A 13,970-nucleotide genomic window follows, 5' to 3' on the forward strand; every position below is an offset into this window, starting at 1 on the left:
ATGGGGTGAGGACCCATCGAGGAGGACCATGCCCGACGCCAGCAGGGCCGCCCGCGAGGCGGAGTTCACCGCCTTCGCGCGCTCCTGCATGCCCCAGCTGCACCGGACGGCGTGGCTGCTCTGCGGTGACCGGCACCGGGCCGAGGACCTGGTGCAGGAGACGCTCACCAAGGTCTACGCCCGGTGGGGCGGCGCCATCGCCAGCCCGGCGGCGTACGCCCAGACGACGCTGACCCGCACCTGGATCAGCCAGCAGCGGCGGCGCAGCACGCACGAGCGCCCGGTGGCGGCGGTCCCCGAGGCGCAGGCCACCCGCGCCGCCCGCCCTGCCGGCACCGACGGGGACCTGCGGCTGACGCTGCTCGCCGCGCTCGACCGGCTCGAGCCGCTCGACCGCGCGGTGGTCGTCCTGCGCTACCTCGACGACGCCTCCACCGAGGAGGTCGCGCGGCTGCTGGGCCTCACCGGCGGCGCCGTCCGCAAGCGGCTGATGCGGGCACTGCGCCGGCTGCGCGAGCACCTCGACCTGCCGTTCACCGACCTGATCGCCGAAGGGACCCCCTGATGCCCGAGACCGAGCTGACCGACCTGCTGCGCCGCGAGGCCGACGAGCACCCGCTCGACCGCGGCTCGAGCGAGCGGATCCTGCGCGACGCCCTCGCCGCGGGCGCCCGGCGACGACGTGGTCGCCGGCTGGCCGTCGGCGCCTGCGCCGCCGCGGCGGCCACCGCGGTGGCCGGGTCCGGGCTGGCCCTGGGTGACCGCGACGGCGGTACGACGGCGCGCGACCCGGCCGCGAGCACCGGCACCGGACCGGTGGAGACCGTCGGCCCGGGGCCGGCCGACCCCGAGCCGACGTACGCCGAGGGGTCGGCGACCGAGGTGCCCGGTGGGCCGGTGGTCGCCACGGACCGCCGGATCGCCGACGAGCGCGTGCTGGCGGCGGTCGCCCGGGACCTGCTGCCGCCGGACGGGGTCGTCGCCGACCTGCGTGTCGAGCAGACGGCGACGTCGATCGTCTCCCACCGCGCCGACCGCACCCGGGAGGGGCGCCTCGTCTCCTTCACCCTCGACGGTGCCGGGGCGTCGGTGACGCTGCAGCGCTGGGACGGCTACGCGGCCGTGGGCGTCGCCTCCCTGCCGGGGCCGGGGGAGGAGGAGCCCGAGAGGAAGGCGGCCACCACCGCGCGCGAGGCCTGTGCCGGTGCCTACCGCTCGTTCCCGCCGATCGAGTGCACGCCGACCGACGGCGGGTGGTACTCCCAGATGCGCCCGAGCCAGGGCGCGGCGATGCCGGACACCTACCAGGAGCTGCTCGTCGCGCTCTACACCGACGACGGCTACGTCGTGGTCGTCGACTCCTACAACACCTCCGCCGAGAAGAGTGGCGAGCTGGTGGCCGACCAGCCCGTGCTCGACCCCCAGCAGTCGCTGGCGATCGCCGGCAGCCCGCGGTGGTTCGTGACCGGGCAGGGCCGGCGCTAGGCCGGCGCTAGGCCGTGGCGTCGGCCGGCTCGCGGTCGGCGGCCGCGGGCCGGCCGACCAGGGCGACGGTGACCAGGACGACGAACAGCGCGGCGTCGAGCGCCAGGACGAGCGCGACCAGGCCGTCGACGGAGTGCACGAAGGGCGCGCTGCACAGCAGGGCGACCAGCGTCGCCCAGATGGCGAGGATCGCCCGCCACTGCTGGCGCGCCAGCGCGGAGTAGAGCAGCAGCTGGATCATCGAGAGCAGGGTGCCGACCAGCGCGAAGAGCCAGAGCAGGTCCTTGACCTCCTCGAAGTCCGAGCCTCCGACGAAGACCAGGGCGAGGTCCGGCAGCAGCAGGGTGCCGCCCATCCCGCACAGGCCCAGCGCGAGCGCCACGAGCAGCGCCTTGACCAGCGTGCTGCTGTCGGCGCCGCGGGTGGCCATCGAGGGAAAGGCGATGACGGAGACGAACTGCGGCAGGAACAGGATCGCCTTGACCAGGATCAGCCCGCCGGCGTAGAGCCCGGCGGTGTGGTCGTCGAGCACCGCGCGGGCGAGCAGGATGTCGGCGTTGGAGAGGGCGAAGAACGCGAGCAGCGCCTGGCTGCTGCCGGCGACCTCGCGGATCAGCTCGACCGCCGACACGTCGGAGGACCCCGCGTCGGTGCGCGGCCGCCGCAGCGCGACGTACCCGATGAGCACGGGCAGCCAGGCGCCGATCGCCACGCCGAGGACGGCGGCGAACTCGGTGCGCCACACCAGCAGGAAGCCGACGCCGGCCGCGACGCGACCCACGCCCTGGGCGAGGTAGACGAGCGCGAGCGGCGCCCACCGGCGCTCGCCCTGGAGCACGCCGGCCTGGCCGCCCATGATCGTGAGCGGAGCCGCGGTGATCGCGACCAGCGCGGCGGTCGGCAGGCTGCCCAGCCGAAGCACGGCGTCGAGCACGGGCGCCAGCGCCAGCAGCGCCAGGGACAGCACGAGCGCGCTGCGGTAGCTGACCTTGAGCACCACGCGCTCGACCGCGACCACCGACTCCGGCTGAGCCGAGATCCGGCGCGCCCCGGTGGCCTGCAGGCCCAGGGACAGCACGTTCACGACGAGCAGGACGCCCATGATCGCGGAGAAGGCGCCGAAGTCGCTGGGGCCGACCAGGTGGGCGACGAGCACGGTGTAGCCGTACGTCGCGACGTTCATGACGGCCATCGCGACCGCGATCGCCGCGCCGCTCCTCAGCAGCGCGCGGAAGCCCCCGGCGGTCTCGGACACGCGGGGAAGCCTAAGGGGAGCGGCGCCGCGCCCGACGGCGGATGGTTGGATCACCGCGTGTCCGACTGGCGAGGGTGGGTGCCGCGCGCGTGGTCGCTCGCGCTGGCGCTGCTCCTCCTCGGGCCCGAGCTCGCGCCGGGCTACGTCCTGTCCTACGACATGGTGTGGGTGCCGGACCTCGCGGTGCGCCCCGACGTGTGGGGCGTCGGCTCGGGCCTCCCTCGGGCGGTGCCCTCGGACGCCGTGGTCGCGCTGCTCGACGAGGTCGTCCCCGGCGCGTGGCTGCAGGAGCTCGTCCTGCTCGGCGCGCTGGTCGCCGGCGGGCTGGGCGTGCGCCGGCTGCTGCCGGGGGTGCCGCTGCCCGCCCAGCTGGTGGCGATGACGGTCTACCAGTGGAACCCCTACGTCGCCGAGCGGCTGCTCATCGGGCACTGGCCGGTGCTGGTGGGGTACGGCGTGCTGCCGTGGGTCCTGGTCGCGGGCCGCCGGTGGCGCGAGACCGGCGTGGTGCCCGCGTCGCTGCTGGTGCTCGCGCCGCTGGGCTGCCTCAGCGCCAGTGCCGGCCTGGCCACGGCGGTCGCGCTGGTCGCGGTCGCGGTCGGCGGGCGACGTACGGCGCCGGTGGTGCTGCTCGCGCTCGTCGCGAACCTCCCGTGGCTGGTGACCGGCGCGCTGCACGCCGCCGACGCCCGCACCGACGGCACGGGGGCCGACGTCTTCGCCCTCGGGCCGGACGGCGTGCTGCCGCCCCCGCTGGCCGCCCTGGCCCTCGGGGGTACCTGGAACGCCGAGGTGGTGCTGCCGTCCCGGGACGGCGCCCTGGCCTGGCTCGGCCTGCTCCTGCTCGTCGCGCTCGCGGCCGCGGGGGCGCGGGGCTGGCTGGCCCGCACCGAGCGCCGCGACGCCGTCGCGCTGCTGGTGTGCTGGACGGTCGGGCTGGTGCTCGCGCTGGCGACGTGGGTGGTCCCCGGGGTCGTCGCCTGGCTCGCCGAGCACGTGCCCGGGGCCGGCCTGGTGCGCGACGGGTCGCGGCTCCTCGTGCTGTGCGCCCCGCTCGTGGCCGTGCTGGCCGGCTCCGGCGCGGCGGCCCTGCTGCGCCGGGTCCCGGACCCCACCCCGCGGCTGGTGCTGGCCGGCGCGCTCGCGGTGCTGCCGGTCACCCTCCTGCCCGACGCCGCGCTGGGCCTGTCCGGGCGGCTGGAGCCGACCACCTACCCCGCGTCGTACGCCGCGGCGCGCGACGCCGTGGACGCCGCCGGGCCCGGGGACGTGCTCGCGCTGCCGCTGTCGAGCTACCGGCAGCCGTCGTGGAACCACGACCGGAAGGTGCTCGACCCGCTCGGGCGGCACCTGACCAGGGACGTGGTCGCCAGCGACGAGCTGGTCGTCTCGGACCGCACGGTCGCGGGGGAGGACCCGCGCGTGCGCCGGGCCGCCGCCGCGCTGGCGGCCGCGTCGCCGGGCGAGCGGGCGGAGCGGCTCGCCGCGATGGGGGTGGGCTTCGTGGTGGTCGACCGGCTCGCGCCGGGCGAGGCGCCGGACGTCGCCGGCCGGGTGCTGCTGGACAGCGAGGAGCTGCTCGTCGTCGCCCTCGCCGACGTGGTCGAGCGGTCGGTGCCGACCTCGTGGGTGGTCGCCGCCGGGGCCGCGTGGGGCCTCTGGGGGGCCTGCGCCGTGCTCGCGGGGGGCCTCGCCCTGCACCGCCGGGCACTGCGCACCCGGCGCGACCGGACCGCGACGTGACCGATGTCTCGGAAATGCGGCGCTCGCGAGCCGGCGCTGTTACGGTTCGGGCCGGACCTAGGGAGGGGTTTTCATCGTGGGAAGCATCCTGAGCACCATCGGCAGCCTGGCCATCGGCGGCATCGTCGCCTCGGCCACCATCGTCGGTGTCGTGTCGTCGCAGACCAGCCCCAGCGGCGAGTCGCCGGCGAACGTCAACCAGCCGGTCATCCAGTACGGCTCCGAGGGCTGAGCCCCCGGCGGCGCGTCACCCGCGCCGCCACCCCCGGCGTCTCGCCGGGAGGACCTCCTCCGGGACCTCCGGGTCCTGCGTGTCGACCAGCGTCCCGCTGAGCGCCGCCTGCACGACCAGCGCGAACGACTGCTGGGCGTGCTGCCAGGTGTAGGCCTGGCTCATCTCCCGCGCGCCCTTCCCCAGCCGCTCGCGCTCCGCGGCGTCCCGCAGCAGCAGGCCGATGGCGGCCGTCAGCTCCTCGGGGGTCTCGACCAGCAGGCCCGACCGGTGGTCCGCGATCGACTCCTGCGTGCCGCCGGCCGAGCGGTAGGCCACCGCGGGCGTGCGGTGCATGCCGGCCTCGCCGATCACCAGGCCCCAGCCCTCCTTGAGCGAGGGCAGCGCGAGGACCCACGCCCGCTCGTAGACCTCGTGCTTGCGCTCCTCGTCGACGTGGCCCTCGAACACCACCGCCTCGCCGGCGCCGCGGCTCGCGGCGTACTCGCGGAGCTCGGCCTCCCACCAGCCGTCGCCGACGACGTGGAGCCGCAGGTCCGGGTGCTCGGCGCGCAGTGCCAGGACCGCGTCGATCGCGTGCTCGACCTGCTTGTGGGGCACGAGGCGTCCGACCACCGCCACCACGGGGGTCGGTGCCTTGCCGGGGTCGACCGGCACGACGGGATCGGTGCCGTTGTGCACGACGGCCACCCGCGGACCCCGCACCCCGAGCCGGCGCAGCTCGGCCCGGGTGGCCCGGGAGACCGCGACGTACTGGCAGCGGCGGTAGAGCCACGGCGCGAGGCTGCGCTCGATCCACCACCCGACGCGTGCGGTCAGCCCGCTGTAGACGACCGGCCACTGCTCGCGGTGCACGTGGTGGACGAGCACGACGACCGGCTTGCGGGTGACCAGGCGGCTGAAGAACGGCAGCCCGTTCTGGACGTCGACGACGAGGTCGACCTCGCCGGAGCCGCCCCGGGCGAGCTCGCCGCCGGCCAGCGCGCGCATGCCGGCGGGGTAGACCGAGAGCTTCGAGCCACGCCGGACGAAGCGGATGCCGTCGACGACCTCCTCCGGCGGCGCGGCGGCGTGCGCCGCGCAGAAGATGGTCACCCGGGCGCCGCGGGCGACCAGTCCGGCGGCCATCTTCTCCAGGTACCGCTCGGCGCCACCACCCTCGGGGTTGCGGGTGTCGCGCCAGCTGAGGAAGGCGACGTGCTTGCCCCGCAGCGGTTCCAGGGCGCCGTCGGCACCGGTTGTTCGGTCTCCCACCCGCGGGAAGGTACCAGTGGGTAAGGTTCCGGCGTGCCGAGCCAGACCCCGTCCGCGACCCGCCCCCGGCGGCCGTGGCGGGCGACGCTGCGGCGCTCGGTGCGGCTGTTCCGCGAGTTCCGGTACGAGCAGCCCGACCCCGCGCGGTTCTACACCGCGCTGGCCGAGGACTCGGTCGACCAGCTCTCGACGTACGTGCCGCTGGAGGGCTCGGTCCTCCTCGACGTCGGCGGCGGGCCGGGCTACTTCCGCGACGCCTTCCGCGCCGCGGGCGCGACGTACTGGGCCCTCGACGCCGACGTCGGCGAGCTCGCCGGCCTGGGCGGCATCGCCTCCGGCACGGTCGTAGGCAGCGGGATGGAGCTGCCCTTCCGCAGCGACGGCCTGGACGTCTGCTACTCCTCCAACGTCCTCGAGCACGTGCCGGACCCGTGGCGGATGGCCGACGAGATGGTCCGCGTGACCCGGCCCGGCGGCACCGTGTTCATCTCCTACACCCTCTGGTGGGGGCCGTGGGGCGGTCACGAGACCGCGCCGTGGCACTACCTGGGCGGCCGGCGAGCGCGTCGGCGCTACGCCGCGCGGCACGGCCACGAGCCGAAGAACCGGTACGGCGAGTCGCTGTTCGCCGTGACCGCGGGCGCCGGGATGCGCTGGGCGCGCGCGCAGCAGGAGCTCGGCGTCGCCGAGGTCGTCGACCTCACCCCTCGGTACAACCCCCGGTGGTCCCGGTTCCTGCTGCACGTGCCGGTGGCGCGCGAGGTGGTGACGTGGAACCTCGTGATCGTCCTGCGCAAGCGGTGACCGCCACCGAGCCGCTCGCGAGCACGCCGGGGACCTTCCGCTTCCGCCTGCTCGCCTCCTGCGTCCTGCTGGTCGGCCTGGCCTTCGTCCAGGACCCCGGCCTGCTGGCCGCCGACACCAAGCTCGACCTCGCGCTCGCCCCGGCCGACTGGCTCTCGCGCGCGCTCCACCTGTGGGACGCCGAGGGCGCCTTCGGCCAGCTGCAGAACCAGGCCTACGGCTACCTCTGGCCGATGGGGCCGTTCTTCCTGCTCGGCTGGCTCGTCGACCTGCCCGGCTGGGTGGTGCAGCGGCTGTGGCAGGGGCTGGTCATGTCCGTGGCGCTCGTCGGCACCGCCAAGGTCGCCCGCGCGCTCGGCGTCCGCTCGGACCTCGCGTGCCTCGTGGCGGGGTTCGCCTTCGCGCTGTCCCCGCGGCTGCTGACGACGCTCGGCCCGATCTCGATCGAGGCGTGGCCGAGCGCGGTCGCCCCGTGGGTGCTGCTGCCGTTGGTCCGCGGCGCCACGCACGGCTCGCCCCGCCGCGCGGCCGCCCTCTCCGCGCTGGCGGTCGCGATGGTCGGCGGCGTCAACGCCGCGGCGACCTTCGCGGTGCTGCCGCTGGGCATCGTGTGGCTGCTGACCCGCACGCCGGGTCCCCGTCGTCGCTCCCTGATGCTGTGGTGGCCGCTGTTCACCGCACTGGGGACGCTGTGGTGGCTGGTGCCGCTGTTCGTCATGGGCGCCTACAGCCCGCCGTTCCTCGACTTCATCGAGACCACGTCGGTGACGACGTTCCCGACGACCCTCTTCGACGCGCTGCGCGGGACCTCCAACTGGGTGCCGTACGCCGACGCCGGCTCGCGTGCGGGCAACGACCTGGTCCGCACCTCCTGGGTCCTGGTGCTCAGCGGCGTCCTGCTCCTGCTCGGCGCGGCCGGCCTCCTGGACCGCCGCACGCCCCACCGCGCCTTCCTCGGCCTCTCCCTGGTGGTCGGCGCGCTCATGGTGACCGCCGGGCACCGCGGCGCCGTCGAGGGCTGGTTCGCCGAGCCGGTGGCCGACCTGCTCGACGGCGTCCTGGCGCCGCTGCGCAACGTGCACAAGTTCGACCCCGTCCTCCGGCTGCCGCTCGTGCTGGGCCTGGCCTTCGTCGTCGACCGCACGCTCGCCGCACTGCGCGAGCACCGCGACGCCCCCCGCGCCGACCGGGTCAACCGGCGGGTCCTGGTCCTGGCGGCGGTGGTGGCCGTGGTCGGCACCGCCGCCCCGGCGCTCCAGGGCCGCGTCGAGCCGGCCGGCGCCACGCTCGGCGTCCCGGACTACTGGCACGAGGTCGCGGACTACGTCGCCGACGAGTCCGCCGGCGGGACCGCGCTGCTGGTCCCCGGCTCGCCGTTCGGCGAGTACCTGTGGGGCGACACCGCCGACGAGCCGATGCAGTGGCTCGCCGACTCCCGGTGGGCGGTGCGCAACGTCATCCCGCTCACGCCGCCGGCGACCATCCGCATGCTCGACGGCATCGAGCAGCGGCTCGCGGAGGGTGACGGGTCGGCCGGCCTGACCGCTGCGCTGCGGCGCGCTGGCGTCGAGCACCTCGTGGTCCGCAACGACCTGCAGCGCTCCGACGACGTCCCCGACCCGGTGCTGGTGCACCAGGCGATCGACGCCTCGCCCGGCATCGAGCGGGTGGCGGAGTTCGGTCCGGCCATCGGCGGCGACGCCCACCTGCGCGACGACGGCCAGCGGATCCTGGTCAACGGCGGCTGGCAGGCCGAGCGCCCCGCCGTCGAGGTGTACGCCGTGTCCCCGGCCGCCTCGCCCGCCGTCTCCGGTGGCGACCCGACCGTCCTGGCCGCGGGACCGGAGGACCTCCCGGACCTGCTCGACCTCGACGTCCTCGGTGGCGGTCCGACCGTGCTCGCCCCGGACGCGGAGGACCTGTCCACCGGCGACGGCCGCCCGGGGCGGGTCGTGCTCACCGACGGCCTGCGCGAGCGCGAGCGTTCCTTCGCCCGGATCCACGACGGCACGTCCGCGGTGACCACCCCCGGCGACGTCCCGCGCAGCGACCGGCCGGTGCGCGACTACCCCCTCGACGACATGGACCGCTGGACGACCACCGCGCGGCTCGAGGGGGCCCGCGCCGTCTCCGCCTCGTCCTCGCTCTCCGACGCCGACACCTCCGGCGGCAGCGACCGCGGAGCGCTGCCCTACGCCGCGCTCGACGGCGCCCCCGACACCGCCTGGGACTCCGGGTTCCGCGACGGCACCCCGTGGTGGCGGGTGGACCTCGAGGAGCCGCTCGACGTCGAGCAGCTCACCGTCACCGCCGCGGCCGGCCACGGCCGCCAGCGGCTGCGCGTGGTCACCGAGCACGGCGCCTCCGAGCCGGTCGAGCTCAGCGCCGGCGGCACGCGCCGGGTGCTGCTCCCGGCCGGCCAGGACGGCAGCACCGAGGTCGGCTGGGTGCGCGTCGAGGGTGCCGGGGGACCGTCCCAGGGCCAGCTGGCGATCGCCGAGGTCGACGTGCCGGGCCTGACCGTGCGCCGCGTGCTCGACCTGCCGTCGGTGCCCGCCGGGTGGGGCGCGCCGGACGCCGTCGTGCTCCGTGCCGGCCTCGACGGCCGCACCGGCTGCGTCCAGGTCGCCCTCCGCGACCGGTGCGCCGCCGGGCGCGACCGCACCTCGGAGGACGGGCCGGTCGTGCGGCGTTCCTTCGAGCTCCCCGCCGCGCGGGCGTACGACGCGTCGCTGACCGCCCGGCCCCGCGCGGGCGCTGCCCTCGACCGGCTCGTGCTGCGCGACCAGCCCGCCTCGGCCGCTGCGTCCTCCACCGCCCTGGCCGACCCGCGGGCCGGCGCGGTCGCGACGATCGACGGCGACCCCGCCAGCACCTGGCTGGCCGCCCCGGACGACGAGCAGGTCGAGCTGACCCTCTCCTGGCTGGGCCGCCGCCCGGTGCGGGGCATCGACCTCGATGTCGACGCGGACGTGGCCGCCCGGCTGCCCGACAGCGTGCTCCTCTCGTTCACCCGGCAGGGCCGCGTGGTCGCGCTCCGCGAGCTCGAGCTCGGGCGCGCCGGGCGTGCCCGCTTCCCCGCCGTGCGCGCCGACGGGGTGACGATCCAGGTCCTCTCCGCGGAGCGGGCCTCGGACCTGTCCTTCGACGGATCGGGCTCCGACGTCCCGGTGGGCATCGGGGAGGTGGGCCTCGAGGGCGTGCCGTACCTGCCCCTCGGTCTTTCCGACACCGAGGTCCGCCAGCCGTGCGGCACCGGCCCGGAGCTGCGCATCGGCACGCGGCGGACGCGCACCGCCCTGCGCGCCTCGCCCCTGCAGCTGCTGCGCGGGGTGGAGGTCCCGGCCGTGCCCTGCGGTCCGGTCCGCGGGCCGCTCCTGCTCTCGGCGGGCGCGGTCGACGTCGCGGCGGCCCGCGGCGACGCGTCCCAGGCGGCCTCGGTGGTGCTCACCGCCGTCGACGACCCCGGCCCCGCCCCGGCGCCCACGTCGGCGGTCGAGGACCTCTCCGGGCCGGTCGAGCGGGTGCTCGAGCCCGCACCCGGCGACACGCTCGTCGCGCTCCGGGAGAACGCCAACGCCGGCTGGACGGCCACCCAGGACGGCGCGGCCCTGGACCCGGTCGTCGTCGACGGCTGGCAGCAGGGGTTCCGGCTGGCCGGGGACGGCCCGGTCTCCGTGCGGTTCGCTCCGGACACCACCTACCGCGCCGGCCTCCTCGGCGGCGCCCTGGCACTCCTCGGCCTGGTGGCGGTCGTCGGGCTGACCCGGCGCCGCTGGGCCGGCCCGGTGCCGGAGCCGCTGGCCGACCGCCGCGTGGCTCGTCCGGTCGCGGTCGTGCTGGGCCTGCTCGGCGCCGGGCTGGTCGCCGGGACCGGCGGCCTGGTCGTCGGTGCGCTGACGGTCGCGGCGGTGCTGGTGCTCGATCGCCGGGCACCTGAGGTGTCCCCGTGGGCCCTCGCCACACCGCTGCTCGTCGCGGCCGCGGCGTACGCCCTGACGCCCTGGGGCAGCAGCTCGGGGTGGGCCGGCGAGGACGCCTGGGTGGGCTACCTGTCGGTGGTGACGCTGGTCGCTGCGGTGTCGACCGTCGGCTCGGGCCGCGTGCGCGGGACCAGGCGCTTCAGGCGCATCGCCGGGACCTCCAGCAGCCGGTAGCCGAGCTCGGCTGCGACCAGGCTGCCGGCCAGGACGAGCAGCCACAGGGGCAGTCCGGGCGCGGTGAAGATCCGCCAGCCCGTCACCCACATCACCAGGTGCAGCACCGGCAGGTGCAGGGCGAAGAGGCTGTACGACGTGAGCCCGAGCCGGCGCGCGACCGGGTGGCCGAAGGTGCGGCCGAAGCCGCTGCGCTCGTCGGCCACGACGCCGGGCAGCACGAGCAGGACCCCGATGGCGGTGTAGAGCAGGTTCTTGGTCAGGGACTCCGCCGTCGTGGGCGCCACCAGCAGCGTCGGCCCGGCCAGCGGGGTGGCGGAGACCAGGAGCAGCCCGCCGGCGAGCGCCCAGCAGGCGCCCGCCTGCCGTCCTGGCGCCAGCAGCCGGCGTGCGGTCGCGCCGCCGCGCGTGGCCAGGACGTGCACGAGCGCGAGGCCGATCCCGGCGGCGAACCAGGTGAGGTAGCCCGGCAGCCACTGCCCGGTCGCGCCGTCGACCCGGTCGCCCACCCGGTCGCCCCCGTCCAGGTGCCACCAGACCGTCACGGCCGCCATGAGCACCAGCAGCGCCACGACCCGGGCGGGGGAGAGCCGGCCGGAGGCTCCGCGGCCGGTGGCGACCAGCATCAGCAGGGGGAGCAGCAGGTAGAAGCACACCTCGACCGCCAGGCTCCACATGTGCGTGAGGCCGGCCGGCGGGAGCGGGTCGACGAAGGTGTTGGCGAGGAACAGCGTGCTGACCCAGTCACCGACCCCCAGGCCGTCGTTCTCGCGCAGGAGCGCCAGCGCGAGCACGGCGGTCACGACGTAGACCGGGGCGATCCGCAGCAGCCGTCGCCAGAGGTAGGAGCGGGTCGAGGGGCGGGGGAGGCCGGTGGCCGCGCGCGCGAGGTAGGGCCGGGAGAGCAGGAAGCCGGAAAGCACGAAGAAGACCGCCACCCCCGCGTCGAGCCGGGAGAGGAGGGTGCCCCAGAAGCCGTGCTGGCCGTAGTCGCCGGACCAGAACGCGACGTGCGTGGTGAGCACCGCGAGGGCGCCGACCGCCCGGAGGGCGTCCAGCGCGGGGAAGCGCGGCGCGACGTGGGTGTCCAGCTCGACGGGTGCCGCCGCGACGGTGGTCATTCGTCCTCCTCCGGCTCGAGGTCGCCGACCGCGAGCTCGTCCACGCACAGCGTGACACCCGGGTCGAGGCCGTCCAGCGTGATCTCCTCGAACTGGTCGTCGGCCTCGACGCGGACGTAGACCGTGCCCAGCCCGCGCACGAGGTCGGCGGTGGTGGAGCCGCCGCCGGCCCCGACCCGCAGACCGGTGTCGGCCGAGGCGAGGTAGTCGATCCGCACCCACCACGGGACACCGATCGCCGGTCCCTCGAGCACGACGTCGGTACCCGCCCCGCGGACCCGCCAGCCGCAGCCGGCGACCGGTCCGGGCTCCGCCTCGACGACCTCGTCCAGGTCGGCCGGGACGACCTCCCCGTCGGTCTGCACGAGGTGCAGCCGCTCGCTGGCGTCGGGGAAGCGGGCCGCCGGGGTCAGCATGGGCAGGAGCACGTCGAGCTGGTTGTACGGCGGGCCGAAGGCGCCGCTCACGTCGGACGCGAGCGAGTCGTTGGCCAGGTCGATGGAGCCGACGTCCGCCAGCTCCCGCACCGCCCCGCCGAGCATGGCCTTGCCGGGGTGCTGGTCGTGCCAGACCCGGGCGTAGGCCACCGAGCTCGCCACGCCGGAGCCGGCGACCAGCACGGTGGCGGCCGCCACCAGGCGCGGCCCGGGGACCCGTGCCAGCAGCGGCTCCGCCCGGGTCCGGCTCGGCTGCTCGGCGCCGACCAGCCCCATCGTCGCCAGCCCCAGGCACAGCACCGTCGCGCAGGCGGCGTCGGTCAGGTAGCGGTACTCGGTGCCGCTGACCGACCCGACGACCTGGGCGCGGGTGGTCAGCAGCAGGACGTAGTCGGTGCCGAGGTACAGCGCGAGCAGCGCCCAGGCGCGCAGCGTGCGCTCCCGGCGCAGCGCGATGCCGACCACGAGCAGCGCGATCGCGGTCCACGCCAGGTGGACCGCCCAGTCCGGCGGCGTCGCGCGGGCCACGGGGGCGATGTCGGTGCTCCAGTGCCAGGGCCCGCCGAGGACGCCGGTGGTGAAGGAGTCGCCGAGCATCCGGTCCGCGAGGCCGCCGGGGTCCTGGGGCCGCTCGCCCGAGGAGATCTGCGGCACCTCGACGACGTAGTAGACGAGGAAGGCGACACCGCCCGCGAGGCCGACGAGGACCGCCGGCCAGTAGGCGCGCACGACGGCGACCAGCCGACGCACGGGGCCGCCGGAGGCGAACCAGGCGAGGGCGATGAAGGCCAGCACCGGGAAGACCAGCAGCGTCTTGACGTAGCAGCACAGGCCGAGACCGAGGACCACGAGGGTCAGCGCCAGCCAGCGCAGGCGACGCGAGCGCAGGTAGTTCACCCAGGTGGCGACGGCGGCGAAGAACACCGCCTGCATCGGCACCTGGTTGAGCGCCGCCGCCCACCACATCATCGCCGGCATCGTCATCGAGGTGGTGAGGTAGAGCGCGAGCGGCACGAGGGTCCCGGCGCGCCGGCCGAAGAGGGTGAGCAGCATCCACAGGCAGCAGGCGCTGGCGACCGCCTGCATCGCGATGCTGGTGGTCGCCAGCACCGGCCAGCTCAGCTGGTCGGTGGTCGAGGCGAGCCAGGCGAGGAAGCGGCCCCAGGGCATGAACTGCGCGGCGTACGGCTCGACGAGCTGGCCGGCGGAGAGGCCGCCCTCGGCGTGCGCCTCGTCGACCAGCTGGTAGTCGTCGCCGTAGAAGAACCCGCCGGAGAGCGCCCAGGTCCGGAACCCGACGTGCGCGAGGACCATCGCCACCGCGGCGCCGAGGACGGCCCGGCCGGTGTCGACGGGCGGTCGCCGGGTGGTCGTCGCTGGCCTGGTCAGCCGCCTCATCGCTCCACGCACGCGGCGCAGTCTGCCCGGCCGCACCCGGTTCGGAGGAAGTACGGACGGCATTTGGCCGAATTGGTGCACGAA

General features: G+C 76.0%; 10 protein-coding genes. 6 read left to right on the plus strand and 4 right to left on the minus strand.

Translation table 11 applies throughout. The annotated features are described in order from the left end of the window. Window positions 1–28: 28 nt before the first annotated feature. Together OSR43_RS08445 and OSR43_RS08450 are read left to right on the plus strand one after the other, a co-directional pair. On the plus strand, window positions 29–565 hold the full coding sequence (locus OSR43_RS08445) for a SigE family RNA polymerase sigma factor (RefSeq protein ID WP_302270850.1): 537 nt from the start codon (window positions 29–31) through the stop codon (window positions 563–565). After that, a complete protein-coding gene (locus OSR43_RS08450) occupies window positions 565–1,485 on the plus strand; it encodes a hypothetical protein (protein WP_302270851.1) in 921 nt (306 codons plus the stop codon). Before OSR43_RS08445 ends, OSR43_RS08450 begins: the two co-directional genes overlap by 1 nt. 7 nt (window positions 1,486–1,492) lie before the next feature. Here OSR43_RS08450 and OSR43_RS08455 read toward each other — a convergent pair whose 3' ends face one another. Continuing rightward, complete coding sequence (locus OSR43_RS08455) at window positions 1,493–2,740, minus strand: lipopolysaccharide biosynthesis protein (RefSeq protein ID WP_302270852.1); 1,248 nt, start codon at window positions 2,738–2,740, stop codon at window positions 1,493–1,495. Window positions 2,741–2,797: 57 nt separating this feature from the next. Between OSR43_RS08455 and OSR43_RS08460 the strand changes: the two genes are divergently transcribed. Next, on the plus strand, window positions 2,798–4,483 hold the full coding sequence (locus tag OSR43_RS08460; RefSeq protein WP_302270853.1) for a hypothetical protein: 1,686 nt from the start codon (window positions 2,798–2,800) through the stop codon (window positions 4,481–4,483). 76 nt (window positions 4,484–4,559) lie between these two features. After that, on the plus strand, window positions 4,560–4,715 hold the full coding sequence (locus tag OSR43_RS08465; protein WP_302270854.1) for a hypothetical protein: 156 nt from the start codon (window positions 4,560–4,562) through the stop codon (window positions 4,713–4,715). A gap of 15 nt (window positions 4,716–4,730) precedes the next feature. On the opposite strand, the gene OSR43_RS08470 is transcribed toward OSR43_RS08465, so the two are convergent. Next, window positions 4,731–5,969, minus strand: coding sequence for a glycosyltransferase family 4 protein (locus tag OSR43_RS08470; protein WP_302270855.1), 1,239 nt, complete (start codon window positions 5,967–5,969; stop codon window positions 4,731–4,733). A 33-nt stretch (window positions 5,970–6,002) separates the two neighbouring features. Here OSR43_RS08470 and OSR43_RS08475 point away from each other — a divergent pair, with 33 nt between their 5' ends. Both OSR43_RS08475 and OSR43_RS08480 read left to right on the plus strand, forming a co-directional pair. Next, entirely contained in the window at window positions 6,003–6,773 is a 771-nt protein-coding gene (locus OSR43_RS08475; RefSeq protein ID WP_302270856.1) for a class I SAM-dependent methyltransferase, read from the plus strand. Beyond that, window positions 6,770–10,930, plus strand: coding sequence for an alpha-(1->3)-arabinofuranosyltransferase family protein (locus OSR43_RS08480; RefSeq protein ID WP_302270857.1), 4,161 nt, complete (start codon window positions 6,770–6,772; stop codon window positions 10,928–10,930). Before OSR43_RS08475 ends, OSR43_RS08480 begins: the two co-directional genes overlap by 4 nt. Here OSR43_RS08480 and OSR43_RS08485 read toward each other — a convergent pair. Together OSR43_RS08485 and OSR43_RS08490 are read right to left on the minus strand one after the other, a co-directional pair. Beyond that, window positions 10,822–12,051: an acyltransferase gene (locus tag OSR43_RS08485; protein ID WP_302270858.1), complete on the minus strand. Its 1,230-nt coding sequence runs from the start codon at window positions 12,049–12,051 to the stop codon at window positions 10,822–10,824. The two genes, OSR43_RS08480 and OSR43_RS08485, sit on opposite strands and share 109 nt — an antisense overlap. Further along, window positions 12,048–13,898 carry a hypothetical protein gene (locus tag OSR43_RS08490; RefSeq protein ID WP_302270859.1) on the minus strand — a complete coding sequence of 617 codons (1,851 nt, stop codon included), beginning with the start codon at window positions 13,896–13,898 and terminating at the stop codon, window positions 12,048–12,050. The genes OSR43_RS08485 and OSR43_RS08490 overlap by 4 nt, the downstream gene beginning before the upstream one ends. Window positions 13,899–13,970: the final 72 nt, after the last annotated feature.

Source organism: Nocardioides sp. Arc9.136 (assembly GCF_030506255.1).
Taxonomy (GTDB): domain Bacteria; phylum Actinomycetota; class Actinomycetes; order Propionibacteriales; family Nocardioidaceae; genus Nocardioides.

Bases quoted from the DNA above. Each gene is read 5' to 3' on its own strand.
- OSR43_RS08485 (WP_302270858.1), bottom strand. From the start codon at position 12,051: ATGACCACCGTCGCGGCGGCACCCGTCGAGCTGGACACCCACGTCGCG.
- OSR43_RS08445 (WP_302270850.1), top strand. From the start codon at position 29: ATGCCCGACGCCAGCAGGGCCGCCCGCGAGGCGGAGTTCACCGCCTTC.
- OSR43_RS08450 (WP_302270851.1), top strand. From the start codon at position 565: ATGCCCGAGACCGAGCTGACCGACCTGCTGCGCCGCGAGGCCGACGAG.